Origin of the sequence: Aliidongia sp., assembly GCF_035943795.1 — a bacterium.
GTDB lineage: Bacteria > Pseudomonadota > Alphaproteobacteria > ATCC43930 > CGMCC-115725 > Aliidongia.
In genome coordinates, this window is sequence record NZ_DASZBY010000083.1 from 132,643 (window position 1) to 157,660 (window position 25,018).

A 25,018-nucleotide genomic window follows, 5' to 3' on the forward strand; every position below is an offset into this window, starting at 1 on the left:
TTCAGTCGGCCGCGGCGGATTGCGCCGCGCCGAGGGCCCGATGCGCCTCGGCGACGATCTCGAACGAGCGCAGACGCGCCGGATGATCGTGGATGGCACCGGTCACCATCAACTCGTCGGCGCCGGTTTGCCGGATGAAGGCTTCGAGCCCGCGGCGGATCGTGTCCGGCGAGCCCACGACGCGGCACGCGAGCGAATGCTCCACCATGGCCAGTTCCGCCGGCGACAGCACTTGGGTGAGGTCGTCGACCGGGCGCGGCAGCGGACCCGGGCGCCCGCGGCGCAGGTTCACGAAGGCCTGCTGTTGCGAGGTGAACAACCGCCGTGCCTCCTCGTCGGTTTCGGCCGCGAAAGCACCAATGCCCAGCATCAGATGGGGCTTGTCCAGGGAAGCCGACGGGCGAAAGCGCTGGCGATAGATATCGATCGCCTCGCCCATCTGGTCCGGTGCGAAATGCGAGGCGAAGGCGTAGGGCAATCCGAAGGCGGCGGCGAGTTGGGCGCCATAGGTGCTGGATCCCAGGATCCACACCGGCACGCCGGTGCCGACGCCGGGCACCGCGAAGATGCGCTGGTTGGGGCTGGCTGGCGCGAAATAGCCGATCAGCTCCATCACGTCTTGCGGAAAGGCGTCGATCTCGCCTTCGAGATTGCGCCGCAGCGCCCGCGCGGTCAGCTGGTCGGATCCGGGCGCACGGCCGACACCCAGGTCGATGCGGCCCGGATAGAGCGAGGCCAGTGTGCCGAACTGCTCCGCGATCACCAGGGGCGAGTGGTTGGGCAGCATCACGCCGCCGGCCCCGACCCGGATCGTCTTGGTGCCGCCGGCGATATGGCCGATCACGACCGAGGTCGCCGCACTGGCGATGCCCGGCATGTTGTGGTGCTCGGCCACCCAATAGCGCTGGAAGCCCAGGCGTTCGGCGTGGCGGGCGAGATCCAGCGAGTTCAGGAGCGCATGGCGCGCATCGTGGCCTTCGGGGATCGGCGAGAGGTCGAGGATCGAGAGCGCGGTCATGTCAGGCCATATAGGCAGCGACCTTAACCATTCAATGGAGCGGCCACACCGCCAGGATCAGCGGCGTGCCGACCAGCAGCACAAGGATCGAGAGCGGCAGTCCCAGCCGCCAGTAATCGCTGAAGCGATAGCCGCCCGGTCCCATCACGAGCGTGTTGTTCTGATGCCCGATCGGCGTCAGGAAATCGCAGGAGCAACCGAGTGCCACCGCCATCAGGAACGCATCGGGACTGTAGCCGAGATTGTGGGCGACCGACGCCGCGACCGGCCCCAGCACCAGGACCGCGGCGGCATGATGCAGCAGCGGCGTCACCAGCATGGCGGTGCCCAGCACCAGGCCGAGGGTCGCCCAGGCAGGAATGAATTGCGCGGCCGCGCTCAACGCATGGCTCAGGTGCTCGGTCCCGCCGGTTTCCTTCAAGGCCTCGCCGACCGGGATCAGGCAGCCCAGCATGACGATCACCGGCCATTCGATCGCACCATAGGCATCCTTGAGCGTGATCTGGCGGCTGAGTACCACCAGCACGGCCGACCCGAAGAACGCGGTCACCACCGGGATGACGTTGAACGCGACCAGGATCATGGCAACGACCAGGATCGCCAGCGACCAGTAGCCGGTGCGCTTCTGGCCCAGCGTCAGGCGCCGATCGGCGAGCGGCAGGCAGCCGAGCTCGGCCAGGATCGCCGGCAGGTCCTGTTCCCAACCCTGCAGCGCCACCACGTCGCCGGCCCGGAAGCGCAGCCGATGGAGCCGCGCCCCCAGCCTCTCGCCGGCGCGGCTGACCGCGAGCAGGTTGACGTCGAAGCGCTGGCGCAGGTGCAGCCCGGTCGCGGTGCGGTCGATCAGCAGCGAGCCGTCGGTCACCACGGCCTCGACCACGATCACGTCGTCCTTCTGCCGCTCGGATTCGGCCAGGCGCTCCGCACCGGCGACCTCGAGCTTGGCCTCGTCGGCCAGCTTCTTCAGCAGGGTCGGATCGGCCTGGACCGCGACCAGGTCGCCGGCAATGAATTCCCAGTGCGCCGGCGGCATGGCGCGTTGGCGCCCGCCCCGAACCACGGCCGCCACGGTCAAATCGCCCTCGCCCATCGCTTCGAGCGCCGAGACGGTCTTGCCGACCATCGGCGATCCTTCGGCGACGAGCAATTCGCTGGTGTAGCGATCGACGTCGAATGCGTCCTCGGCCGGTCGTTGGCCGGTACGCTGCGGGATGAGGCGCCAGCCGAACGCGAGGAAGCCCAACGCCAGCACCGATAGCGGCAGACCGACCGGCACGAAATCGAACAGCTGGAACGGCTTGCCCTCGATCTGCTGGCGCACGGTCGAGATCAGCAGGTTGGGCGAGGTGCCGATCAGGGTGATGGTGCCGCCGATGAGCGAGCCGAACGCCAGCGGCATCAGGTAGATCGACGCCGACCGCTTGCTGCGGCCGGCGGTCTGAATCGCGATCGGGATGAAGATGCCGAGCGTGCCGACGTTCTTCATGAAGGCCGACAGGAAGGTGACGCAGCCGCTGAGCAGGCCGATCTGGGCCGATGGCGAAGTGATCCGCTGCATCATCCGGCGCAGCACCGCGTCGATCACGCCGGACCGCGCGATGGCGCGGCTGACGACCAGGACCGACGCGATGATGATGATGACCTGGTTGGAAAAGCCCTCGAACGCCTTCGCCGCCGGCACGATGCCGGTCAGCATGGCGGCGAGCAGGGCCATGGCGGCGACGAGGTCGTAGCGCAGCCGGTCCCAGACGAACAGGGCCAGCATCGCGCCGACGATCACGAAAGCCTCGATCTGATTGAGCGGCAAGGGCTTGCTCCTGGGCGAACGATAGAGGCTCGGACGAGCATAACGCACGCGAACGGGTTTAAGCTCCTTGGCCCCTCACCGTCATCCTTGCAAGGATGACGGCCTCGCGCAGGTCCATATCATGCAGCCTTGGCGGCCACGGCAGCGCGGTGGGCAAACTTGAAGCCCACCGCCAGCAGGACCGCCACCAGACTGAGTGCGGCCGCGATCGACAGCCACCATCCGGCCGACGCGCGATTGTCGGTCTCGTGGATCAGCCAGGTGGCGATGCCCGGCGTCAGGCCGCCGAACACGGTCGCAAGGCTATATGCAAGCGAGAAGCCCGCCGTGCGGACCTCGGCCGGCATGATTTCGGTCAGATAGACCACCATCGCGCCGTTGTAGGCGCCGTAGAGGAACGACAGCCACAGTTCGACGATCATCAGGTTGACGAACGATGGCGAAGAAATCAGCCAGGTGAGCGCCGGGTAGGCCGAGGCCAAGGTCAGTACGGTGCAGAAGATCAAGACCGGCGTGCGGCCGATCCGGTCGGTCAAAGCGCCGATCACCGGCAGCCAGAACAGGTTCGATACGGCGACGCACAGCGTCACGGTCAACGCGTCGAGCGCGGTCAGCTTCAGCACTTCCTTGCCGAAGGTCGGCGTGTAGGCGGTGATGAAATAGAACAGCACGGTCGTCGTCAGCACCATCAGCATGCCGCACAGCACGAGGCCGAAATTGGCGAAGGTCGTCCGATAGATCTCGGCCAGGGTCGGCCGCCGCTTGCGGGTCAGGAACTCCTCGGTCTCCTTCAGCGACGCGCGCAGCACGAAGATGAAGGGGATGATCAGGCAGCCGACGAACAGCGGAATGCGCCAGCCCCAGGACTTCATCATGTCGGCCGGCAGGTAGTAGTTCAGCAGGATGCCGAGCAGTGCGGCAAGGATGACCGCGACCTGCTGGCTGCCCGACTGCCAGGCGACGTAGAAGCCCTTGTTGCCGGGGGTGGCGATCTCGGACAGGTAGACCGACACGCCGCCCAGCTCCACGCCGGCCGAGAAGCCCTGCAGCAGGCGCCCCAGGACGATGATGACGGGTGCTGCGATGCCGATGGTCTCGTAGCCCGGCGTCACCGCGAGCGAGAGCGTGCCCAGCGACATCATGCTGAGGGTCAGGATCAGGCCTTTGCGACGGCCGACGTGATCGATGTAGGAGCCGAGGATGATCGCGCCCAGCGGGCGCATCATGAAGCCGACCGCAAAGGTCGAGAACGCGGCCATCAGCTTGATGAAGTCGCTGCCGCCCGGGAAGAACGTATCGCCGATCTGCTTCGCCACGTATGCAAAGATGAAGAAGTCATACATTTCCAGGAAGTTGCCGCTGGAAACGCGGATGACCGACATGATCTTGTCTTTCCGGTCGACGGGTGCGGACATCGGGTCTCTCTTCGTTGAACGTACGGGAACCGCGCCGGGACGCGGCGTCGGGATTTCAGATATGGGCTCGGCAGACCGGGCTAGCCGCCCCGATCGGTGGCGATTGGCGGCGCGGAACGCGTTGGCCAGGCAATTTTGGATGACATGAGACCTCCCCCGAGCGAAATGGACGGCTTCGGCCATCGTTTTTCGTCACCGTAGCGTCTCGAACCCCAGAATCAAAACGTGCCGTGCGCCCGACCGGGCAAAAACTATCGGATCGGCCGGGCGCGCCAGAGATCGCGCGCCATTTCGTCGGCATCGACGGGTTCGGCGCGCCCGGCGGCGACCAGAGCCAGCGCCATGGTGCCGACGATGGTTTCGGTGGCGCCGAGCGGTGCCGCCTCGCCGCGCCAGACCGCCCGGAACCCGTCGAGGCCGAGCGGCTTCGGCGCGCCGTCCGGCCGCTCGATCAGCGCCGGCAGCACGATTTCGAGCGGGTCGGCGTCGCGCCGGTGCAGGCGCGCCACCATCGGTTTCGCCGGGTTGCGCTCCGCCTCGCCACCGCCGCCCTTCATCACCAGCAGCCGGGGCCGGCCCAGCCGCACGGCCGCCGCGATGTGGCGGTCGATATAGGGCGGGTGGAACACGCCGTCGATGCCGGCCAGGGCATCGAACGGATCGAGCAGCCGCACCAGCGTATTGACCGGCGAGCGCAGCCCGAACAGGCGCCGCAGGCCCAGCAACCGGTCCAGTCCCGGCGACAGCGCCGCCAGCGGCAGATAGGCGAAGCCCGAGGCATCCAGTTGGGCGTTGGCGTCGGCCCGGCTCGCCGCGGCGGGATGGTCGAGGGCGGCCAGCCCGTCGGCGACCGAGAAACCGGTCGAGAACTCGTTCGAGCCATGCATCGCGATGCGCAGGCCGCCGGCGGCAAGCGCCACGGCCGCGAGCAGGAACCACGGCGCCTCGCGCGTCCGTCCGGCGCCGTAGGACGGCCAGTCGAGATCCACGGGGCGACCCGGCGGCGGGGCGGCGGCGATCGCGAGCCGCGCCGCATCGACCAGGCCGGCCAATTCGTCGCCATCCTCGCCGCGATAGCGCAGCAGCATCAGGAAGGCGCCGGCCTGGTGCGGGTCGACCGCGCCGTCTTCGAGCATCAGGCCAAGGGCGTCCGCCGCCTCGGCACGGGTCAGCGGCCGCGACCGGCCTGGCCCGCGCCCGAGCGCCTGAACGTAGGAGACGAAACGCGCGACGGTCTCGGACGACATCGAGGGTCCTGTTCTGGTGAAAGCCGCCGCCAGAGTGGAGCGGCCGGCGCGGATCGGCAAGCGTCCGCCCCTTGACAGGAAAATATGGACGAACATATTAAACCGATGTCCAAGATTTCGAACCGCGACAAGATTCTGACCGAAGGCCTGAAGGTCGTGCATGAGCGCGGCTTTTCGAACGCCAGCGTGCGCGACATCGTGCAGGCGGCCGGCGTACCGCAGGGCTCGTTCACCAATCACTTCGTCTCGAAGGAAGCCTTCGGCCTCGAGATCCTCGACATCTATTTCGCCAACGGTTTCGCGCTGATCCGCGAGACGCTGCTGAACGACGACCTGCCGCCGTTGCGGCGGATGCAGGACTATGTCGAGGCGAACAAGGATCGCCTGAACGAGAGCGGCATGCGCAACGGCTGTCTGTTCGGCAATTTCACGGCCGAGGCGAGCGACCACAGCGAAGCCATCCGGACCCGGCTGGTCGAGATCTTCGGCGAGGTCCAGGACGCTGTGGCCTATTGCCTGAAGGCAGCCCGCGCCGCCGGCGAAGTATCGCCCACCCTCGATTGCGACGAGGTCGCGGGATTCTTCGTTTCGTCGCTGCAAGGTGCCAATCTGCTGGCCAAGGCGTTGCGCAGCCCCGCGCCGATCGAACGGTTCAAGCATGTTCTGTTCTCGACGGTGCTGCGCGGCTGACCGCCGCAAACGGGTGGCTACTGCGAGAACACGGCAGTCCAAAGCTGCTCTTGTAAAATAAATATGGACGTACATATTAGATCCAACGATGCAGACAGCACCGTCCCTCTTCAAGGAAATCGCCATGACCTCTCCCGTCGTTCTCATCACCGGTGCCCTGACCGGTATCGGCCGCGCTACCGCCCTCGCCTTCGCCCGTGATGGCGCCCGCCTCGTCGTCTCCGGCCGTCGCGAGGAAGCCGGCCAAGCCCTGGTCGAGGAACTGCGCGGCCTCGGCAGCGAGGCGGAATTCGTCCGTGCCGACGTGCGCCGCGAGGACGAGGTTCGCGCCCTGGTCGACCAGACCGTCGCCCGATTCGGACGCCTCGATGTCGCGGTCAACAATGCCGGCACCGAAGGTGAGCCCGGTCCGGTCACCGAACAGACCGCCGAAACCTATGCCGCGACCTTCGACACCAACGTGCTGGGCACCCTGCTCAGCCTGAAGCACGAGTTGCGCGTGATGCTGGCTCAGGGTTCGGGCAGCATCGTCAATCTCTCGTCGGTCCTGGGCAAGATCGCGTTCGCCGGCGCCTCGGTCTATACCGCCAGCAAGCACGCGGTCGAAGGCCTGACCAAGGCGGCGGCGCTGGAAGGGGCCGCGGCGGGCGTGCGGGTCAATGCTGTGGCACCCGGCCCGATCGAGACCGGCATGCTGAACCGATTCACCGGCGGCAGCGCCGATGCGAAGGCGGGCCTGGTCTCGACCATTCCGGCCCAGCGCGCCGGCACGCCCGACGAGATCGCGCAGACCATCCTGTTCCTGGCGTCGGACAAGGCTTCATACCTGACCGGCCAATCCATCGCCATCGACGGCGGCCGCTTGGCCGGCTGACACGGGCATTCCGATCGAACCTCAGTTGCGGAGCAGCAGGATGAGCACGCCATCATCGACACCCAGGACAGTCAAGATCCCCGGTCCGGATCATCCGATCACGATTGCCCGCAACCCCGCCCGGGTCGTCGTGACCCTGGCGGGCCGCGTCATCGCCGACACGACCGAGGCCTTGATCCTCAAAGAGGCGGCCTACCCGGCCGTCCAGTACATCCCGCTGAAGGACGTCGACCGCTCGCTCGTCGAGCGGACCGATCATGCCAGCTATTGCCCGTACAAGGGCGAGGCGGCCTACTACAGCATCCCGGTTGGCGGGGAGCGGTCGGTGAATGCGATCTGGACCTACGAGGCGCCGTACGACGCCGTGGCCCAGATCAGGGATCACGTCGCGTTCTATCCGGATCGCGTCGACGGCATCGGGGAGCGTCGCTGACCCGTTTCACCGGCAGCGCCAAGGGCAAGGCCGGCCCGTCGCGGGCGTGCCGGATTGACGGGTGGGAGCTGTTTCGGCGCTTGACTATGCAGAACATATAAAGAACATTGCCCTGATCGCCATTCCAAGGGAACGCTTCCCGCCGCCGGTGGTTCTAAAATCCGACGGGCACCCTATCTCTGGAGGGGGCAGACCATCCGATCGCCCTGGATTCAGGTCGACCATCACGTGCCGGGCAGGCCGACGAAAAGAAACCGAGGGGGAAAACGGCATGTCCGCAGCCCATGCAGCCATAGCGCCTTCCATCGTTCCGACGCCGGAGCCTTCGCTCGCCGACCGCTATCGGTCGGTCCGCGCCGCGACCGAAGCGCTCGCCGCCCCCCTCTCTGCGGAAGACCAGACCGTCCAGTCCATGCCGGATGCGAGCCCGGCCAAGTGGCATCGCGCGCACATCACCTGGTTCTTCGAAACCTTCGTGCTGCGCGTCCATGATCGGGGCTACCGTCCCTTCGACGAACGGTTTTTCTATCTGTTCAATTCCTATTACGAGGCGATCGGCCCACGGCACGAGCGCCCGTCGCGCGGGTTGATCACCCGGCCCGGCATCGACGAGGTCGCGGCCTATCGCGCCCATGTCGATGCGGCCATGCTGGCGCTGCTCGCGGATCCAAACCCCGAGGTCGCGGCCCTGGTCGAGCTGGGCCTGCACCACGAGCAGCAGCACCAGGAACTGCTGCTGACCGACATCAAACATGCGTTCGGTGCCAACCCGTTCGCCCCGATCTATGAGATCGCCCCGCCACGCGGCGTCGATGCCGCCCCGGCCCTGGAATGGCTCGACCTGGTCGGCGGCATCCATCCGGTCGGCCATCGCGGCGACGGCTTCGCCTTCGACAATGAGGGTCCGATGCACGAAGCGCTGCTGGCCGATTGCCGGATCGCGTCGCGGCCGGTCAGCGTCGGCGAGTATCTCGAGTTCATGGCGGACGGCGGCTATGGCGCGGCCGGCCTCTGGCTGTCCGAAGGCTGGGCGCTGGCCCAGGCCCAGGAATGGCAGGCGCCCGGTTATTGGGAGCGCCACGACGATGCCTGGCACGTCCGCACGCTCCACGGCCTGCAGGCACCCGACGCGGCCGAGCCGGTCTGTCACGTCAGCTTTTTCGAGGCGGCGGCCTTTGCGGTCTGGGCCGGCAAGCGCCTGCCAACCGAGTTCGAGTGGGAGGTCGCCGCCCGCCGCCATGGGGGTGCCGCGGACTGGGTCGATCGGGTGCGTCCGCATCCCCGGCCACTGGTCGCGGGCTTCCACCAGGACGTCTGGGAATGGACCGGCAGCGCCTACCTGCCCTATCCCGGTTTCCGGCCATCGGCCGGCGCCATTGGCGAATACAACGGCAAGTTCATGATCAACCAGATGGTGCTGCGCGGCCGGTCCTGCGCGACCGCGCCCGGCCATGAGCGGCCGACCTATCGCAATTTCTTCCCGCCGTCCGCCCGCTGGCAATTCAGCGGTTTCCGGCTTGCCGAGGATCTCTGACATGTCGAACGCCTTGGAGCGGCTCCAGGACCTGGAGCCATCGACCCAGGAATTCCGCGATGCCGTGCTGGCCGGCCTCGGCCAGCGGCAGCGGACGCTGCCCTGCAAATTCTTTTACGACGCCGAGGGCTCGCGCCTGTTCGACCAGATCTGCGAGCTGCCGGAATATTATCCGACCCGGACCGAACTGGCCCTGCTGGCCGACCGGGCCGGCGAGATCGCCGACCTGATCGGCCCGCGCGCCCGGCTGGTCGAATTCGGCTCCGGGGCCGGCATCAAGATCCGCCTGCTGCTGAAGGCGCTCGACCGGCCCGCCGCCTATGTGCCGGTCGACATCTCACGCGAGCATCTGATGATGGCGGCGGCCGATCTGGCCCGTGATTTCCCCAAGCTGCAGATCGCGCCGATCTGCGCCGACTATACCAAGCCGTTCGCCCTGCCGGCCTCGTCGGGCTTGCAGCCTCAGACGACGGTCGGATTCTTCCCGGGCTCGACCATCGGCAATTTCACGGCCGTCGAGGCCCGTGCGTTCCTCACCCGGGCACGCCGCCTGCTCGGCCCCGGTTCCTCGATGGTGGTCGGCGTCGACCTGCACAAGGACGAGAAGATCCTGGTGCCGGCCTATGACGACGCGGCCGGCGTCACCGCCGCGTTCAATCTCAACCTGCTGGTCCGCATCAACCGCGAACTGGGCGCCGACTTCGCGCTCGACCAATTCGCCCACGAGGCGCGCTGGAACGATGCGCTGGGTCGGATCGAGATGCATCTGGTCAGCCGATCCGACCAGATGGTGCATATCGGCGCCAGCTGCTTCGGCTTCCGCGCCGGCGAGACGATCCACACCGAGAACTCGCACAAATATACGCTCGACCAGTTCCGGGCGATGGCGGTCGAGACCGGCTATACGCCGCGCGCCGCCTGGACCGATGCGGCCGGGCTGTTCTCGGTGCACATGCTGGATGCGTGAACTTTAGGAGCGGACGCCCGCCAGCCAGACCGCGATTTCCGCGGCGATGTCGGTGCTGTTGTCGTCCATCATCGGCATGTGCGAATTGCCGATGATGCCGCGCTCGGCCAGGAACCAGGCGTCGTTGCGCACCCCTTGCCGGGTGAGATCGGCCGCGAAGGTGCGATAGCGGCGTGCAAGATCGATCCAGAGCGGCGTCGCATCCAGATGATCGCCCACGACCTGCAGCACCGGCCAGCCCGCGGCCGTGCCCGCTGCCGGAAAACCGGAACTCTCGACCAGCACCAGCGCCGCGATCCGCTCGGGAGAGGCGAGCGCCGCGCGTAGCGCGATCTCGCCGCCCTGGCTATGGGCGACGAGCGCCACCGACCGGCCGATCCTGTCGAACACCGCGCCCAGCGCCGCCACGGCGGCATCGTCGGTCTGACGGGGAAAGCGCGGCACCGAACCGCGGATCAGGTCGTCGAACGCCGCGGTCGGAAAGCGTTGTGCCGCGAACGGCCGGCGCATGGCGAAATCGGCCGCGGCGCCGACACGAAACAGGCTCCAGGCTTCCTCGGCCGACCGCAGGATCGGCGGTCCGGGCCAGAATTCCGTGAACGGGCACCAGCCGGCGCGGCCACGCTCGACATTGTCGACGACATAGACCGGATAGCCGGCGCCGAGGAAATCCTGCAGCCAGCCCGGCCGGCCATCCGGCGTCGCTTCCCACATGGTCCCGGTGAAGCCGCCGCCATGCAGCAGCACGATCGGCAGGTCGTGCCGGCGGTCGGCCGGCATGAACCATTGCACGTAGGCTTGCTCGATATGGAACAGGCCGTTCGGGTCCCAGTCGAAATCGACGGTCGGCGTGAACTGGATCTGGGCGATGGGCCGCCCTTCGATCCGCACCTGCCGGCCGCCGGCATAGAAGCTGCCGAACCCGGCGAGCGGCACGCCGCCCGCCGGAAGCCCGCCAAGGGTCACGGCTTCTTCAGGTAGGAACACGTGCTCTCGCTCAGCGGATGCGCCAGTTCCTCGCCCGGGATCTTCTTCACGATCTTGTAGAAATCCCAGTCCTCCTTGGACTCGGCAGGCGTCTTGACCTGGGCCAGGTACATGTCGCGGATCACGCGGCCGTCGGCGCGGATGTAGGCGCCATGGGTGAAGGCGCTTTCGATCTTCGTGTCGCGCATCTTCTTCAGCACCGCATCCGCATCGTCGGAGCCCAGCGCTTGGACCGCCTGCAGATAATGGCGCACGGATTCATAGACGCCGATCTGCAGGAAGGTCGGGCGCTTGCCGTTGAACTTGGCCGCGAACTTGTCCGACCAGGCACGCGTGCCGGCATCGAGATTCCAATAGAATGGCGTAGTCAGGTAGGTGCCCTGGGCGGATTTCAATCCCAGCGAATGCACGTCGGTCAGCAGCAGCAGCATGGCGGCCAGCCGCTGGCCGCCGGCGATCAGGCCGAATTCGTTCGCCTGCTTGATGGTCTCGATCGTATCGCCGCCGGCGTTGGCGATGCCGACGACCTGGGCCTTGGAGCCCTGGGCCTGCAGCAGATACGAGGAGAAATCCGAATTGCCGATCGGGTGGTTGGCCGCCCCCAGCACCTTGCCGCCGTTCTGCTCGATGATCGTCGTCGCATCGGCCTGCAACTGATGGCCGAAGGCATAGTCGGCGGTGATGAAGTACCAGGTCTTGCCGCCCTGCTCGACCACCGCCTCGCCAGTGCCCTTGGCCAGCGCGTAGGTGTCATAGGTCCATTGGAGGCCGTAGGGCGAGCAGTTCGCATTGGTCAGCACCGTGGTGCCGGCAGACGACGTGATGAAGATGTGCTTCAGGTCGCGCGCGACGCCCTGGACTGCCAGGCCGGCGCCGGAGTTGGGCACGTCGACGATGACGTCGACGCCATCCTTCTCATACCATTGCCGCGCGATCGTCGAGGCGATGTCTGCCTTGTTCTGATGGTCGGCGAAGATGACCTCGACCGGTTTGCCGGCGACGGTGTTGTTGAACTCCTCGGCCGCGAGGCGCGCCGCCACGACCGAGCCCTGCCCGGTCGCGTCCGACACTACGCCCGACTGGTCGTTCAGCACGCCGATCTTCACGACGTCGTTGGAAACCTCCGCCGACGCGCCTTGCGCCCAAAGCGCCGCCACGCCGGCCAGCAGAATGCCCGTAAGCTTGTTCATGTGCTTCATCTCGTCCTCCCCGATCTATCGTTCTTGAATCGCTTTGCTACCTCGTCCTTCCCGTGCAAGCGGAAAGACGCCTATTTCATCTACCCACCAGCTTGGCCGCGAGTTCGCCCGCCGCCACGATGCGGTCCGGATCCACCCCCGTCTCGATGCCGAGTCCGGCGAGTGCTTCCGCCGTGGTCTCGATCGACAGGTTGCCGCCGACGCCCGCGGTAAAGGGCGAGCCGCCCAATCCCGCCAGCGTGGCATCCAGCCAGGCGGCGCCCGCCTGGACCGCGGCCAGCGCGTTGATCAGCCCGCGCCCGCGCGTGTCGTGGGTATGGCCGCCGAACCGCACGTCGGGCCACAGGCGCCGCGCCCGGTCGAACAGGTCCCAGACCCGGTCCGGCCGTGCATGGCCGGTCGTGTCCGCCATGCCGATCTCGGTGAGGCCCATCTCGACCAGGCGGCCGACCATGTCGAGGGACGCATCCGGCGAAATGTCGCCCTCGAAGAAGCAATGGAACGCGTTGGCGAGGGCGGCACTGAAGCGGATGTTTGCCGTGCGCGCATCCGCCGCCATCCGTGCGATCTCGTCCATCGACTGTTCGGGCGTGCGATGAGCGTTCTTCTCGTTATAGGCCCGGCTGACCGAGACGACCGCCTCGACCTCGCCGACCCCGGCGGCCAAAGCCCGGTCGAGCCCGCGCGGATTGGCGACCAGGACCGACAGGCGCTGCGGCTCCGCTTTCACCGCTGCCCACAGCGTCTCGGCATCGGCCAAGGTCGGCACGCGCGCCGGATTGACGAACGACGTGACCTGCAGTTCCGACACGCCGGCCCCGACCAGCGCCCGGTAGAGTTCGAGCTTCGCCTCGGTCGCCAGCACCTTGTCGAGGTTCTGCAGCCCGTCGCGCAAGGTCACGTCGCGCAGGCGCAGGGTCGGCGGCCCACCCGTCCAGGGATTGCCCATCAGATGATCCTCCGTTGCCGCAGGTCGGCGAGATCGGCGGCGCCCAGCCCCAGCCGTTCGCCGAGCACTTCATCCGTATGCTGGCCCAAGGTCGGCCCGGCCCAGGAAACCCGACCCGGCGTCTCGCTCAATTGCGGGGCGACGCCCTGCATGGCAAGCGTACCGAACTCCGGCGTCTCGACCGAGATGATGGCATCGCGCGCCCGGAAATGCGGATCGGTGACCACGGCCGCGGCATCGTTGACCGGCCCTGCTGGCACGCCATGGCCTTCCAGCAGGCTCACGAGGTGGTCCAGGTCGTACAGCACGGTCCAGGCCGCGATGCGGCCGTCCAGCTCGTCCTGATGTTTCCCGCGCCCGCTGTGGGTCGCATAGCGCTCGTCCGCGCCCAGTTCCGGCTGACCCATCGCCTCGGTCAGGCGCCGGAAGATGCCGTCGGCATTGGCACCGATCAGGATCCAGGTGCCGTCGGCCGTTGGATAGAGGTTGGAGGGCGCCACACCCGGCAGGATCGACCCGGTGCGGCCGCGCACGGCCCCGGTGCCGGAGAATTCGCTGACCACGCTTTCGAGCACGGCCAGCACGGATTCGGTGATGGCGACATCCACGACCTGGCCGCGCCGCTCCGTCGTGGCATCGCGCGCCCGAAGCGCCAGCAGCACGCCCATCGCCGCGAATATTCCGGCCAGCGAATCGCCGATCGACAGGCCGACGCGCGGCGGCGGCCGGTCCGGGAAACCGGCGAGCCCCCGCATGCCGGCCATCGCTTCGGCGACCGAGCCGAAACCGGCACGGCGCGAATAGGGCCCGGTCTGGCCGAAGCCGGACACACGCGTCACGATCAGGCCAGGGTTCTCCGCCTTCAGCCGATCCGGGTCCAGGCCCCAGTCCTCCAGCGTACCCGGTCGGAAATTCTCGACCAGCACGTCGGCATCCGCGATCAGCCGGCGGGCCAGTTCCCGGCCCTCCGGCTGGCGCAGGTCGACGGTGACGCTCTGCTTGTTGCGCGCGATGACCGGCCACCACAGCGACTTGCCGTCCCGTTTTGCGACGCCCCATTGGCGCATCGCGTCCCCGGTGCCCGGCGGCTCCAGCTTGACCACGTCGGCGCCGAAATCGGCCAGCAGCTGGCCGCAGAACGGCCCGGCGATGAACGAGCCCATTTCGATGACTTTCAGACCCGCAAGCGGGCCGGTCGAGTCCTTCCGAGACATCCCGGATTCTCCTGAGGCGTGGGGCGAGCGCCGGCGGCGGCGATCTTCTCTGCAATTTGGTATACCAATATGGCATTCCGATGCAAGCACAGCCGTCGATCAGGCCCGCACGGCAAATCCCCTTGCCCTGAGCGACCGGCGCTCGTCGCCGATCGAATTCATCATCCGCTCCCGGCCGCGCCGCACGTGCTGGACGACCAGGACGGCAGCACCCTCCTCGTCCCGTGCGCGAACCCGTTCCAGGATGCCGCGATGTTCGGCCCAGGCGGTGGCCCGGGCGCTCTCGCTCCAGATCTCCAGCCACCGGGCCCGCGACAGGCGGGTCATGACGTCGGTGATGGTGCGGACGAAGAACGGGTTGCCCGAGAGGCGCGCCAGTGCCACGTGGAATTCGTTGCCGACCCGATGCCACTCGTCCAGCGCCGCATCGGTGGCGCAACTGTCGAGCATGGCCCCAATCGCGTCGATCTCGTCGACCACATCCCGCTCGCAGGCGATGCGCACGGACGCGCTCTCGACCGCCTCGCGAAAGGCGAACAGTTGGTCCAATTCGCGGAGATCGATCGGCGCCACGGCATAGGACCGGCCGTCGCGCGTCACCAGCCCCTCGGTTTCGAGCCGGGCCAGCGCCGCCCGGATCGGGGTGCGCGAGCCGGCAAACCGGGTCTCGAGCCAGCGCTCGCTCAACTTTTCGCCCGGCAGCAGTTCGAGCGTCAGGATCAGGTGTCGCAGCTGGCGATAGGCCTGATCCAGCTGGGAAGGCGGCTTCGCGTCGATCATGGCCTCGTCCGTCACCTCTCGGTTGTCCCGCCATGTTCTATCACGAACCGCTTTGGTATACCGCAGTAACCGGTCGTTAATCTTCCTTCAGCACGGGTGCGGTATCACAGGGTCGTTACGCGCACTTTCTAACATGTCAGTCCGACGACAATGCCAGCGGGAAGAGGAAACGGCACGATGACGATTCGGAACTTGATCGGCCTCTGCCTGACGGCGGCCGGCGTGCTGATGCTGATCCTGGGCGGCATGGTGGCGGTCACGCAATGGCGCACCGCCGGGGCGGCGGCCGATGCCCAGACCCTGGCGCGGATCATGGGCGCGCTCAGCATCCTGTCGGAGAACGGCGCGCTCGAACGCGGCGTCACCACCCTTCCCCTCGGCAGCCCGCCGGCAGCCGATGCGGCGACCCTGGCGCCGATCCAGCAGCAGCGCGCCAAAACCGATGCGGCCCGCACCGCGCTCGACACGATCGTGAAGGCCGAGGATTTCGTCGACAAGGCCCGGATCGCCGCGGCCCTGCCGGCGCTCGCGGGCAAGCTCGACCGCATTCGTGCGGCCGCCGACGCCGCGATGGCCCAGCCGGCGGCGCAGCGCCCGGCGGATGCCAACAAACGTTTCGTCACCGATATGTTCGGCATCATGGCCGATCTGGACGGCTTGATCGCCGGGACCGAGCGGTCGCTCCTGGCCCTGTCGCCGGAAGCCGGCCACTACGCCTCGATCGCGGCGCTGGGCTGGAGCTATCGCGACTATGCCGGCCGACAGGCGACCCTGTTTCTGCAGGCGGTCATCTCCGGCAAGCCCATCCCACCGGAAACCCAGCGCACGATCGCCATCGCACAAGGTCGGATCGACGATATCGAGGACCGGCTCGCGGCCCAGTTGGCGCTCGAAGGCACGCCTGCCAGCCTGCGCGCCGCCGCCGAATCGGCGCGGCAAGGCTACAAGGTCGACTTCATGGCCGTGCGCGACAAGGTCGCCCAGGCCGGCTACGGCGACGGGGCCTATCCGATCGACGGCGCCGCCTGGCGCCAGTCGACCTCGCCCAAGCTGCAATCGATCCTGGCGATCCGCGACGCCGCGATCGCCGAGGCGGAGCGTGTCGCCGATGCCCAGCGCTCGGACTCACGCCTGACCTTCGTCCTTGTCGTGGCGCTGCTGCTGGGCGCCGCCGCCGTGCTCGCCACCATCGTCCGGGTGATCGCCCGGCGGGTGACCCTGCCGTTGTCGAAACTGACCGAAGTGGTGAAGATCATCGCCGGTGGCGACCATGATCTGGCCGTGCCGATGAGCGACCGCCCCGACGAGATCGGCGCCATGGCGGCTGCGATCGCCGTGCTGCAGGAGAATTCCAAGGCGGCCGACGTGCTGGCCGCCGCGCAGGAGAGCGAGCGCGCGACCAAGGAGCAGCGCCGCCAGGTCATGGAAGGCGTCACCCATGATTTCGCCAGCTCGATCGACCGGGTCGTGACCGGCTTCTCGACGTCGGAAGCCAGCCTGCGCGCGGCGGCGAATTCGCTGACCGGGTCCGCCGCCACCACGGCCGCCGCAGCCACGGCGGTCGCGTCGGCCGCCGAAGAGACCTCCGCCAACGTCCAAACCGTGGCGGCCGCCGCCGAAGAGCTGCATCAGTCGATCGACGAGATCTCACGCCAGATGAGCAGTGCCACCGACACGTCCAATGCCGCCGTGCGCGAGGCCGCGACGACCAAGCAGTCGGTCGACAGCCTCGCCCGGGCCGCCGATCGGATCGGCGAAGTCGTGGGGCTGATCAACGGCATCGCGCAGCAGACCAACCTGCTGGCGTTGAATGCGACGATCGAGGCGGCCCGTGCCGGCGAGGCCGGCAAGGGCTTCGCCGTCGTCGCGTCCGAGGTGAAGACGCTCGCGACCCAGACCGCACGCGCGACAGAGGACATCCAGGCCCAGGTCGCGGCGATCCAGACCGAGACCGCGAAGGCGGTCGCCGCCATCGATGGCATCACCTCGACTATTGCCACCATGAGCGAGATCACCACCGGCATCGCTTCGGCGGTCGAGGAACAGGGTGCCGCCACGCGCGAGATCGCGCGCAACGTCCAACAGGCGGCATCGGGCACGCGTGAGGTGTCGTCGAACATCGAAGGCGTGCGCCAGGCCGCCGGCGAGACCGGCGCGGCCGCACGCAGCGTCATGGGCTCGTCCGACAGCCTCGCCCAGGAAGCCGACAGCCTGCGCGGCACGGTGGACCGGTTCGTCTCGACGGTGCGCGCCGGATAACCTGACACTCGGTGGCAGGTATGGAGGCGTAGAGTGGTCCTTCCGTTCAAAGGATCCGCCATGCCTGCCATTCTCGAACTGCGTCGCTACACCCTGCACGCCGGCCGCCGCGATGACCTGATCGAACTGTTCGATCGCGAACTGGTCGAGAGCCAGGAAGCGGTGGGCCTGCAGGTCGTCGGGCAGTTTCGCGATCTCGACGATCCCGACCAGTTCGTCTGGTTGCGTGGTTTCGCCGACATGCCGGGACGCGCCGAGGGCCTGGGCGCATTCTACGGCGGCCCGGTCTGGCAGGCCCATCGCGCGGCAGCCAACACCACCATGCTCGACAGCTCGAACGTGCTTCTGCTCCGCCCGGCCGGGCCGGATCGCGGCTTTTGCGATGAAGCGCCCCGGCCGACGATCGGCGCGACCGAATGTCCGAACTCGCTCGTCACCGCGACGATCTACCGCCTGCGCCGACCGGCCGACGCCGCTTTCGTGCGGTTCTTCGAGCAACAGATCGTGCCGGTGCTGGTAGAGGCAGGCGCGAGGCCGATCGCCGCCTACCAGACCTACGCCGTCGAGAACAACTTCCCGGCCCTGCCGGTCCGGACCGACCATCCGGTGTTCGTCTGGTTCGCGCGCTTCGACGATATGGAGGCCCATCGCGCCTGCGAGGAGCGATTGGCCCGATCCAAACACTGGACCTACATTCTGCTGCCGGCGCTCGCCGACCATTTCGCCCAGGTGGCCACAGTGCTGCGTCTGGCGCCGACCGCCCGCTCACGCCTGCGCTGAGACGGTGCCATAGAGCGCCGCCAGCCGGCCGGCCGCCTCCGCCATGCGCTCGCGCAGGGCCGGCGGCTCCACCACCTCGGCCTCGGCGCCGAGCCGGAGCAATTCCTGGACGGCGCTATCAATGGTCTCGATCGACAGAGTGATGCGGGTCCAGCCGTCGGCCTCGGGTGCCGATGCCGGTTCGGCAGGGGTCAGGCCGAAATTACGCAGCAGCATGAGCCCGCGCGGCGACAGGCGCAGGACGGCGCTGTCGCGCTGGATCTCCGCTTCGAACCGCCGGGTCGATGCGGTCCAATACTGGGCGAGCGTGAAATCCGCTGGCCGGACGAAATGCTGGTCCAGCACCGTCAGCTCGACGACGTTCGACAGGCGATAGGTCCGCGGGTCCTTGCCGACCAGGGCGGCCAAGTACCAGTCGCCGGCCTTGAGGACAAGGCCCAGCGGATCGATCTCGCGCTCGACGATGCCACGCCAGCTGTCGTACCGGATGCGCAGCCGCCGCTCGCCCCACACCGCCTCGGCCACGGCCGGCAGGTGGTCGGTCGGCGCGGCGCTGCGGTACCAGCCGACCGGATCGAGATGGAAGCGCGAGCTGACCCGACGGGCGTCGGCCTGCCAATCGGCCGGCAGGGCGGCCAGCAGCTTCAATTGCGCCGCAGCCATCGCATCGCCCAGCCCCAATTGCGCCGCCGGCCCGGGCAGGCCGGCCAGGAACATCGCTTGGGCCTCGGCCGCAGTCAGGCCGGTCAACCGGGTCCGCCAACCATCGAGCAATTGAAAGCCCCCGGCCCGGCCGCGCTCGGCATAGACCGGCACGCCGGAGGCGCTCAACTGGTCGATGTCGCGATAGAGCGTGCGGATCGAGACTTCGAGCTCTTCCGCCAGCGCCGGGGCACTCATCCGGCCCCGGGTCTGCAACAGCATCAGGATGGTCAGCAATCGGCTCGCCCGCATGGCGCGAGCCTAGCAGATAATCCTGACAGTCCGCGTCAGCGTTACGCGGTCGGCTGCAGCACCGTGCGGCCGACCACCCGGCCGTGGTGCAACTCGTCGAGCGCCGCCGAGGCATCCGCCAGCGGCCGGCGCGTGATTGGAATCGGTGGGATATGCCTGCTCTTCACCAGCTCGATCAGCTCTTTCAATTCCGCGAGATTGCCGACGTAGGAACCGCGGATGGTGATCGCGCGCATCGGGATCGGCGGGATCGACAGGTTGGCCTCGCCGCCGAACAGGCCGATGATGATGAGTTGCCCGCCCTTGGCCAACGCGTCATAGCCCAGCTTTACCGTCGCCGGTGCACCGACGCAGTCGATCACGGCCGAAGGGGCTCCGCCGACCGCGGCCTTCACCTGGTCGAGCGCGTCGGCGGCGCTGCCGTCGATCGCGGCAACGGCGCCCGCCTGCAGCGCCGCGGCGCGCTTGGCCGGATCGATATCGACCAGCACGGCGCGACCGCCCAAAGCCTGGATCAAGGTCGTCGCCATCAGACCGAGGCCGCCGGCGCCGACCACGACGACCGGTTCGCGCGCCAGCACGTCGGCCGGAATTTTTTTCAGCGCGCTATAGGTCGTGAGGCCCGAGCAGGCATAAGGCGCCATCAGCGCTGGATCGAGATCGCCGATGTCGACCAGGTAGCGCGCGTGCGGCACCAGGATCTGCTCGGCATAGCCGCCATGGCAATGGACGCCGAGGAAGCGGGCGGTCGCGCACAGATTCTCGTTGCCCGCCAGGCAGACGGCGCATTGGCCGCACCCGATCCAGGGATAGATCAGTCTGATGTCGCCGATCGCGACACCGGTGGCATCCGGCCCGAGCGCCACGACCTCGCCGACCGTCTCGTGCCCCATGGCCAGCGGCAGGGCGATGCCCCGGTCCTTCAAGGACAGGCGCTTGCCCTGGCCCAGGTCGTAGCCGCCCTCCCAGATATGCAGGTCGCTATGGCACACGCCGGCGGCGCGCACGCGCAGCAGCACCTCGCCCCCGGTCGGCGTGATCGCCGGATAGTCGTGGGCCGCCAAGGGCTGGCCGAATTCCTGAACCTCGTAGCGCCGCATCGCGTGTCCCCCATCGTCGCATTTTTGCGTTCGCAAGCATCGAACGACAGGTGAAGGGGCGAGGCAAGAGGGAAGATCTGCTACCGTCCTCGCCCGAACCACGGCGGGAGAGAGCCATGAACGACGAGATCCGCCTGGACGAGATCGTCGAACTCGACGAGTCGGCGCCGCCCGGCAGCAACGGCGAGCGAGCCCGCCAGCAGGCCGAGTTCCACGCCCGCGAAGTGCGCGAGCTGGGCGAGCTGATCGCGGCCGACCCATCGCGCCGGGCCGAGCGACAGCGCCATCACGAGCTGGAACTGCTGTGCCGCGAGTTGGCCGCCGCTTTCGCGTGGCTGACGCTGAAGGACCGGCCGTCGACCGATCTGGACCTGGCAATGACACACCTGCGCGAAGGCTACGAGCAGGCTCCGGAACTGGCGCTGCTGCGCGAGATCGCCGAGACGCACTACCCGCTGCTGACCCGCATCACCTACAGCCGCAGCAATGCGGTAGGCCTGCTCGATGAAACCCGGCTCAGCCTGAAACACGCCGCGCGCGGCCGGCCGTTGGCCGACGCCATGAGCGTCGAGGACGCGGACGCGCTGCTCGCCCGCTGGCTCGCAACGGCCGCAGGCATGGTGCTGACGGTTCCGCTGCTGCCGGTGCATCAGGCGATCGAATGGCTCACCCACCTGGCGACGGCGCGCGCCGGAACGGACCACGGCCGTCCGCTGGAAGATGACCTGGAAGCGACGATGTATCTGGCCCGAGGCACTTTGGAAGCGACGGGCTTCGCCTATCGCGGGCCGGAAGAGCCGGGGTATTTCTAGCGGGCGGCCGGTCGCGTCGAGGGCGAATCCGTCGTTTTTGACGGATTGTTCCGGCCGCTTGACGATCTCGCCCGACCCGCTGCCTGGTATGGTTCTGGTATTGTCCAACCCAGACCAAAAGGAACGGCGGCGGCATGGTGGCGGACGGTAATCTCTACCTGGGTGTGGATGGCGGCGGCACCGGTTGCCGGGTCCGGCTGGTCGATAGCGCGGGCCGGCACCTTGGCGACGGCAAGGCCGGCGCCGCCAACATCCGCCTTGGCCTCGACGTCAGCTGGGGCCAGATCCTGCAGGCGACGGACCAGGCCCTGGCGGCGGCGGGTCTCGATCGCGAGGCTCTGCCGCGGATCCATGCCGGGCTGGGCCTGGCCGGCATCACCGGCCCGGGCGAGGCCGCCCGCGTCATCGCCAGCGCACCGCCGTTCGGCGGCATCGCGGCCGAGACCGATGCGCATACCGCCTGCCTCGGCGCGTTCGGCGGACGCGACGGCGCCATCCTGATCCTCGGCACGGGCAGCGCCGGCTATGCGCGGGTCGGCGGCGTGTCCCACCCGATCGGCGGCTGGGGCTTCGAGATTTCCGACGACGGCAGCGGCGCGCAGATCGGGCGCGAGGCGGTGCGCGCGGCCGTCCGCGCGTACGACGGGCTCGGTCCCGCAAGCGACTTTACCCGCGCCGTCATGGTCCGGCTTGGCGGCCATCCGCCGGACGTCGTGGCCTGGGTCAATGACGCCAGGCCCGGCGATTACGGCAGCCTCAGCCCCATGACCTTCAACCATGCGACGGCCGGCGATCCGGTCGCCATGACGTTGGTCCGCCAGGCGGTCGGCCATGTCGATACTTTCGTCGATCGGCTGATGGCGCTCGGCGCGGGCCGGATTGCCCTCATGGGCGGGCTCGCCGGCGTTCTGGAGCCCTGGCTTTCGCCACGAATCCTGGCCGTGCTGGCAAAGCCGGAGGGCGACGCGATGGATGGCGCCGTCCTGCTCGCGCGCCGAAGGAGCGCGGCGCCATGACGGCGGATGGGCCGTTCGACAGCGCGGCGCTCTCGCCGGAGAACCCGCTCCCGCTCTACCAGCAACTCGCCCGCCATTTCCGCCGGCTGATCGGCGAAGGCACCCTGCACCCGGACGAAGCCCTGCCGCCGGAGCGCGAGCTGGCCGAACGGCTCAACGTGTCGCGCGTCACCCTGCGCAAGGCGTTGCAGGCCCTCGCCGAAGACGGGCTGGTCGATCAGCGGCCGCGCGCGGGCACCTATGTCCGTCGCGTCCATATCGAGCAGGCGCTGACCTTCCTGACCGGCTTCACCGACGACATGCGCCAGCGCGGGCTGACCCCAGGCTCGCGCTGGCTCGACAGGACCGTGGCGACGGCGACGCCCGACGAGGTCGCGGCCTTGCAGATCGCGCCGGGCGAGACCGTCTCGCGCCTGTGGCGGGTGCGCCTGGCCGACGGCAATCCGCTGGCGCTGGAATTGGCGACCGTGCCGACCCGCTTCCTGGCCGACCCACTCGACGTCGGCGCCTCGCTCTACAATCGGCTGAAATCGCTCGGCTACGCACCCCACCGCGCGCAGCAGCGCATCGGCGCCACCGTGCTGAACCGCCAGCAGGCGTCTCTGCTGGGCGTGCCGATCGGCACGCCGGCCCTCGCCATCGAACGGCGCAGCTTTCTCGCCGACGGGCGTCCGCTGGAGCTGATGCGTTCGCAATACCGCGGCGACAGCTACGACGTCCTGGTCGAGCTCACCCTGCACGACGGCCGCAATCAACCTTCTTCCCATCCCCAGTCGAGATCCGCATGACCGTCTCCACCCACCCGCTGCCCGCCATGGCGCTCGAAGCCGCCGATTCCGCGAACGCGGCCCGTCGCCAGATCGAGCGCTGCGGCCCGCTGTTCAAGGCGCTGGGCGCCCGGCTGCGCGCGCTGAAGCCACGCTTCGTCGTGACCTGCGCGCGCGGCTCCTCCGACCATGCGTCGGCCTATGGCAAGTATCTGATCGAGACCGGGATCGGCCTGCCGGTCGCTTCGATCGGCCCGTCCGTCGCCTCGCTGTACAACGCGCCGCTGCAGTTGGAGGGCGGCCTGTTCATCGCGGTCTCGCAATCCGGGCGCAGCCCGGATCTGCTGCGGCTGGCCCGCACCGCGCAAGCGAGCGGCGCGTTCGTCGTGTGCTTCGTCAATGACGAGGGCTCGCCGCTCGCCCGCCAGGCCGACCTGTTCATCCCGCTGTGCGCCGGCAAGGAATCGAGCGTGGCCGCCACGAAATCCTATCTGACCTCGGCGCTGGGCTTCCTGCAGCTGGCGGCCCATTGGCGCGAGGATGCGGGCCTGCTGGCCGCGGTCGAGGCGGTGCCGGACTGGCTCGACGCGGCGGCCAAGCTCGATTGGTCGCCGGCCCTGCAGCGCCTGTCGGCCATGCCCAGCTTCTACGTCATCGGCCGTGGCCTCGGCACCGGGGCGGCGCTCGAGATGGCGCTCAAGTTCAAGGAGACCTGCCGCCTGCATGCCGAGGCGTTCAGCGCGGCCGAAGTCATCCATGGCCCGCTCGAGCTGGTCCGGCCCGGCTTCGGCGCGATCGCGCTGACCCAGGCGGACCGGACGCTGGCATCCAGCATCGACACGATCCGCCGCATGGTCGATCTGGGCGCCACGGTGCTCAGCACCGACACGACCGTGCCCGGCGTGATACCATTGCCCGTACTGGACGGCCTGCCGCCGGAAGTGGCGCCGCTCGCGGCCGTGCAAAGCTTCTACATGGCGGTGCATAGTCTGGCGCAATCGCGCGGGCTCGACCCGGATGCGCCGTCCAACCTCAAGAAAGTGACGGAAACCGTCTGATGCGGCAGCTGCTGACCGGGGCGCGCCTGTTCACGGGCGAAACGATGCTGGAGGGCCATGCGCTGTTGATCGAGGATGGCAGGATCCTCGACCTGATCCCGCGCGATACGGTGTCTGACGCCCAGGTCATGGCGCTTCCGGCCGGAAGCCTAGTCGCTCCCGGCTTCATCGACACCCAGGTGAACGGTGGCGGCGGCGCGCTGCTGAACGAGACGCCGACGGTCGAGGCGGTCCGGACGATCGCCGCCGCCCATCGCCGCTACGGCACGACCGGGTTGCTGCCGACCCTGATCACCGACAGCGCCGACAAGATGCACGCGGCGGCCGCGGCTGTGTCCGCGGCCATGCGGACCCCCGGCAGCGGCGTGCTGGGCCTGCATCTGGAAGGGCCGTTCCTCAGCCAGGAACGGCGCGGCGTGCACAGCTCCGCGTTCGTTCGGCTGCCCACGCCCGCCGATATCGCCTATCTGGCCGGACTGCCGAGCGAATTTCCCGGCGGCAAAGTGCTGCTGTCCCTGGCGCCGGAAACGGTCTCGGACGCCGACATCGGCGCCCTGGCCGAGGCCGGCGTGCTGCTGGCGGGCGCCCATTCCGCCGCCAGCTTCGCGCGCACGACCGAGGCGATCCGCGCCGGCCTTCGGGGGTTCACCCACCTGTTCAACGCCATGCCCCCCGTCGCCAACCGCGAGCCGGGCATCGCCGGCGCGGCGCTGGCCTCGCCCGAGACCTGGTGCGGCATCATCGTCGACGGCGTCCATGTGCATCCGGCGATGCTCAGGCTGGCGCTGGCCGTCAAGCCGCGTGGCAAGCTGATGCTGGTGACCGACGCCATGCCCCCGCTCGGCACCGATGCCCCCAGCTTCGAGCTCTACGGCGCCACGATCCATCGCCGGGACGGCCGGCTGGTGACCGACGACGGGACGTTGGCCGGCGCCGACCTCGACATGGCCCAGGCCGTGCGCAACTGCATCGCGCTGCTGGAGCTGCCGCAGGAGGAAGCGCTGCGCATGGCCTCGCTCTATCCGGCGCAGTTCCTCGGCATGTCCGACCGGCGCGGCCGGCTCGGGTCGGGGTACTTGGCCGATCTGGTGCTGCTGGACCAGGGCGATCAAGTGCTGGGGACATGGATCGCGGGCGAGTGGCGGGCGGCGTAAGCGG

The 25,018-nt window shown here is 68.3% G+C and carries 23 protein-coding genes; 12 read left to right on the forward strand and 11 right to left on the reverse strand.

What is annotated here, in order from left to right:
* Position 1: 1 nt before the first annotated feature.
* From VGV37_RS14820 to VGV37_RS14835, 4 genes are all read right to left on the reverse strand, one after another.
* Positions 2-1,018: an LLM class flavin-dependent oxidoreductase gene (locus VGV37_RS14820; RefSeq protein ID WP_326880475.1), complete on the reverse strand. Its 1,017-nt coding sequence runs from the start codon at positions 1,016-1,018 to the stop codon at positions 2-4.
* Between the two features lie 31 nt (positions 1,019-1,049).
* Positions 1,050-2,825 (reverse strand): SLC13 family permease, encoded by a 1,776-nt coding sequence (locus VGV37_RS14825; RefSeq protein WP_326880477.1) that lies wholly within the window; start codon positions 2,823-2,825, stop codon positions 1,050-1,052.
* A gap of 119 nt (positions 2,826-2,944) precedes the next feature.
* Positions 2,945-4,240, reverse strand: a complete 1,296-nt coding sequence (locus VGV37_RS14830; RefSeq protein ID WP_326880478.1) for an MFS transporter — start codon at positions 4,238-4,240, stop codon at positions 2,945-2,947.
* A 251-nt stretch (positions 4,241-4,491) separates the two neighbouring features.
* Positions 4,492-5,487 carry a glycosyl transferase family protein gene (locus VGV37_RS14835; protein WP_326880479.1) on the reverse strand — a complete coding sequence of 332 codons (996 nt, stop codon included), beginning with the start codon at positions 5,485-5,487 and terminating at the stop codon, positions 4,492-4,494.
* 105 nt (positions 5,488-5,592) lie between these two features.
* On the opposite strand from VGV37_RS14835, the gene VGV37_RS14840 reads away from it, so the two are divergent.
* The 5 genes from VGV37_RS14840 (at position 5,593) to egtD (ending at position 9,985) form a co-directional block, all read left to right on the forward strand.
* On the forward strand, positions 5,593-6,177 hold the full coding sequence (locus VGV37_RS14840; RefSeq protein ID WP_326880480.1) for a TetR/AcrR family transcriptional regulator: 585 nt from the start codon (positions 5,593-5,595) through the stop codon (positions 6,175-6,177).
* A 124-nt stretch (positions 6,178-6,301) separates the two neighbouring features.
* Positions 6,302-7,051 carry a glucose 1-dehydrogenase gene (locus VGV37_RS14845; RefSeq protein ID WP_326880481.1) on the forward strand — a complete coding sequence of 250 codons (750 nt, stop codon included), beginning with the start codon at positions 6,302-6,304 and terminating at the stop codon, positions 7,049-7,051.
* A gap of 40 nt (positions 7,052-7,091) precedes the next feature.
* Entirely contained in the window at positions 7,092-7,484 is a 393-nt protein-coding gene (locus tag VGV37_RS14850; RefSeq protein WP_326880482.1) for a DUF427 domain-containing protein, read from the forward strand.
* A 271-nt stretch (positions 7,485-7,755) separates the two neighbouring features.
* Positions 7,756-9,018: an ergothioneine biosynthesis protein EgtB gene (egtB, locus tag VGV37_RS14855; protein WP_326880483.1), complete on the forward strand. Its 1,263-nt coding sequence runs from the start codon at positions 7,756-7,758 to the stop codon at positions 9,016-9,018.
* Between the two features lies 1 nt (position 9,019).
* Positions 9,020-9,985: an L-histidine N(alpha)-methyltransferase gene (gene egtD / locus VGV37_RS14860; protein ID WP_326880484.1), complete on the forward strand. Its 966-nt coding sequence runs from the start codon at positions 9,020-9,022 to the stop codon at positions 9,983-9,985.
* Between the two features lie 3 nt (positions 9,986-9,988).
* Here egtD and VGV37_RS14865 read toward each other — a convergent pair whose 3' ends face one another.
* The 5 genes from VGV37_RS14865 to VGV37_RS14885 all read right to left on the reverse strand — a co-directional run bounded on the left by VGV37_RS14865 (position 9,989) and on the right by VGV37_RS14885 (position 15,114).
* Positions 9,989-10,972, reverse strand: coding sequence for an alpha/beta fold hydrolase (locus tag VGV37_RS14865; RefSeq protein ID WP_326880485.1), 984 nt, complete (start codon positions 10,970-10,972; stop codon positions 9,989-9,991).
* Positions 10,948-12,162, reverse strand: a complete 1,215-nt coding sequence (locus VGV37_RS14870; protein WP_326880486.1) for an ABC transporter substrate-binding protein — start codon at positions 12,160-12,162, stop codon at positions 10,948-10,950. Before VGV37_RS14870 ends, VGV37_RS14865 begins: the two co-directional genes overlap by 25 nt.
* An 85-nt stretch (positions 12,163-12,247) precedes the next feature.
* Positions 12,248-13,120, reverse strand: a complete 873-nt coding sequence (locus VGV37_RS14875; protein WP_326880487.1) for a hypothetical protein — start codon at positions 13,118-13,120, stop codon at positions 12,248-12,250.
* Positions 13,120-14,334 carry a CoA transferase gene (locus VGV37_RS14880; RefSeq protein WP_326880488.1) on the reverse strand — a complete coding sequence of 405 codons (1,215 nt, stop codon included), beginning with the start codon at positions 14,332-14,334 and terminating at the stop codon, positions 13,120-13,122. Before VGV37_RS14880 ends, VGV37_RS14875 begins: the two co-directional genes overlap by 1 nt.
* Positions 14,335-14,433: 99 nt before the next feature.
* The gene (locus VGV37_RS14885) at positions 14,434-15,114 is read right to left on the reverse strand and encodes a GntR family transcriptional regulator (RefSeq protein ID WP_326880489.1); all 681 of its coding nucleotides are present in this window, start codon (positions 15,112-15,114) and stop codon (positions 14,434-14,436) included.
* A 177-nt stretch (positions 15,115-15,291) separates the two neighbouring features.
* On the opposite strand from VGV37_RS14885, the gene VGV37_RS14890 reads away from it, so the two are divergent.
* Both VGV37_RS14890 and VGV37_RS14895 read left to right on the forward strand, forming a co-directional pair.
* Positions 15,292-17,373 carry a HAMP domain-containing methyl-accepting chemotaxis protein gene (locus VGV37_RS14890; RefSeq protein WP_326880490.1) on the forward strand — a complete coding sequence of 694 codons (2,082 nt, stop codon included), beginning with the start codon at positions 15,292-15,294 and terminating at the stop codon, positions 17,371-17,373.
* A 60-nt stretch (positions 17,374-17,433) separates the two neighbouring features.
* Entirely contained in the window at positions 17,434-18,153 is a 720-nt protein-coding gene (locus VGV37_RS14895; RefSeq protein WP_326880491.1) for an NIPSNAP family protein, read from the forward strand.
* Here VGV37_RS14895 and VGV37_RS14900 read toward each other — a convergent pair.
* Complete coding sequence (locus VGV37_RS14900; RefSeq protein WP_326880492.1) at positions 18,139-19,107, reverse strand: YafY family protein; 969 nt, start codon at positions 19,105-19,107, stop codon at positions 18,139-18,141. The genes VGV37_RS14895 and VGV37_RS14900 overlap by 15 nt on opposite strands.
* Before the next feature lie 41 nt (positions 19,108-19,148).
* The gene (locus VGV37_RS14905; protein WP_326880493.1) at positions 19,149-20,207 is read right to left on the reverse strand and encodes an alcohol dehydrogenase; all 1,059 of its coding nucleotides are present in this window, start codon (positions 20,205-20,207) and stop codon (positions 19,149-19,151) included.
* A 116-nt stretch (positions 20,208-20,323) separates the two neighbouring features.
* Between VGV37_RS14905 and VGV37_RS14910 the strand changes: the two genes are divergently transcribed.
* The 5 genes from VGV37_RS14910 (at position 20,324) to nagA (ending at position 25,014) form a co-directional block, all read left to right on the forward strand.
* Positions 20,324-21,019, forward strand: a complete 696-nt coding sequence (locus VGV37_RS14910) for a hypothetical protein (protein WP_326880494.1) — start codon at positions 20,324-20,326, stop codon at positions 21,017-21,019.
* A 134-nt stretch (positions 21,020-21,153) separates the two neighbouring features.
* Positions 21,154-22,035 carry a BadF/BadG/BcrA/BcrD ATPase family protein gene (locus VGV37_RS14915; RefSeq protein WP_326880495.1) on the forward strand — a complete coding sequence of 294 codons (882 nt, stop codon included), beginning with the start codon at positions 21,154-21,156 and terminating at the stop codon, positions 22,033-22,035.
* Positions 22,032-22,823, forward strand: coding sequence for a GntR family transcriptional regulator (locus tag VGV37_RS14920; RefSeq protein ID WP_326880496.1), 792 nt, complete (start codon positions 22,032-22,034; stop codon positions 22,821-22,823). Before VGV37_RS14915 ends, VGV37_RS14920 begins: the two co-directional genes overlap by 4 nt.
* A complete protein-coding gene (locus VGV37_RS14925; RefSeq protein WP_326880497.1) occupies positions 22,820-23,860 on the forward strand; it encodes an SIS domain-containing protein in 1,041 nt (346 codons plus the stop codon). Before VGV37_RS14920 ends, VGV37_RS14925 begins: the two co-directional genes overlap by 4 nt.
* On the forward strand, positions 23,860-25,014 hold the full coding sequence (gene nagA, locus VGV37_RS14930; protein ID WP_326880498.1) for an N-acetylglucosamine-6-phosphate deacetylase: 1,155 nt from the start codon (positions 23,860-23,862) through the stop codon (positions 25,012-25,014). The genes VGV37_RS14925 and nagA overlap by 1 nt, the downstream gene beginning before the upstream one ends.
* Positions 25,015-25,018 lie beyond the last annotated feature (4 nt).

Bases quoted from the DNA above. Each gene is read 5' to 3' on its own strand.
- VGV37_RS14920 (WP_326880496.1), top strand. From the start codon at position 22,032: ATGACGGCGGATGGGCCGTTCGACAGCGCGGCGCTCTCGCCGGAGAAC.
- nagA (WP_326880498.1), top strand. From the start codon at position 23,860: ATGCGGCAGCTGCTGACCGGGGCGCGCCTGTTCACGGGCGAAACGATG.
- VGV37_RS14910 (WP_326880494.1), top strand. From the start codon at position 20,324: ATGAACGACGAGATCCGCCTGGACGAGATCGTCGAACTCGACGAGTCG.
- VGV37_RS14850 (WP_326880482.1), top strand. From the start codon at position 7,092: ATGAGCACGCCATCATCGACACCCAGGACAGTCAAGATCCCCGGTCCG.
- VGV37_RS14915 (WP_326880495.1), top strand. From the start codon at position 21,154: ATGGTGGCGGACGGTAATCTCTACCTGGGTGTGGATGGCGGCGGCACC.
- VGV37_RS14925 (WP_326880497.1), top strand. From the start codon at position 22,820: ATGACCGTCTCCACCCACCCGCTGCCCGCCATGGCGCTCGAAGCCGCC.
- VGV37_RS14830 (WP_326880478.1), bottom strand. From the start codon at position 4,240: ATGTCCGCACCCGTCGACCGGAAAGACAAGATCATGTCGGTCATCCGC.
- VGV37_RS14875 (WP_326880487.1), bottom strand. From the start codon at position 13,120: ATGGGCAATCCCTGGACGGGTGGGCCGCCGACCCTGCGCCTGCGCGAC.
- VGV37_RS14895 (WP_326880491.1), top strand. From the start codon at position 17,434: ATGCCTGCCATTCTCGAACTGCGTCGCTACACCCTGCACGCCGGCCGC.
- VGV37_RS14820 (WP_326880475.1), bottom strand. From the start codon at position 1,018: ATGACCGCGCTCTCGATCCTCGACCTCTCGCCGATCCCCGAAGGCCAC.
- egtD (WP_326880484.1), top strand. From the start codon at position 9,020: ATGTCGAACGCCTTGGAGCGGCTCCAGGACCTGGAGCCATCGACCCAG.
- egtB (WP_326880483.1), top strand. From the start codon at position 7,756: ATGTCCGCAGCCCATGCAGCCATAGCGCCTTCCATCGTTCCGACGCCG.
- VGV37_RS14905 (WP_326880493.1), bottom strand. From the start codon at position 20,207: ATGCGGCGCTACGAGGTTCAGGAATTCGGCCAGCCCTTGGCGGCCCAC.
- VGV37_RS14885 (WP_326880489.1), bottom strand. From the start codon at position 15,114: ATGATCGACGCGAAGCCGCCTTCCCAGCTGGATCAGGCCTATCGCCAG.
- VGV37_RS14880 (WP_326880488.1), bottom strand. From the start codon at position 14,334: ATGTCTCGGAAGGACTCGACCGGCCCGCTTGCGGGTCTGAAAGTCATC.
- VGV37_RS14900 (WP_326880492.1), bottom strand. From the start codon at position 19,107: ATGCGGGCGAGCCGATTGCTGACCATCCTGATGCTGTTGCAGACCCGG.
- VGV37_RS14845 (WP_326880481.1), top strand. From the start codon at position 6,302: ATGACCTCTCCCGTCGTTCTCATCACCGGTGCCCTGACCGGTATCGGC.
- VGV37_RS14890 (WP_326880490.1), top strand. From the start codon at position 15,292: ATGACGATTCGGAACTTGATCGGCCTCTGCCTGACGGCGGCCGGCGTG.
- VGV37_RS14840 (WP_326880480.1), top strand. From the start codon at position 5,593: ATGTCCAAGATTTCGAACCGCGACAAGATTCTGACCGAAGGCCTGAAG.
- VGV37_RS14835 (WP_326880479.1), bottom strand. From the start codon at position 5,487: ATGTCGTCCGAGACCGTCGCGCGTTTCGTCTCCTACGTTCAGGCGCTC.
- VGV37_RS14870 (WP_326880486.1), bottom strand. From the start codon at position 12,162: ATGAACAAGCTTACGGGCATTCTGCTGGCCGGCGTGGCGGCGCTTTGG.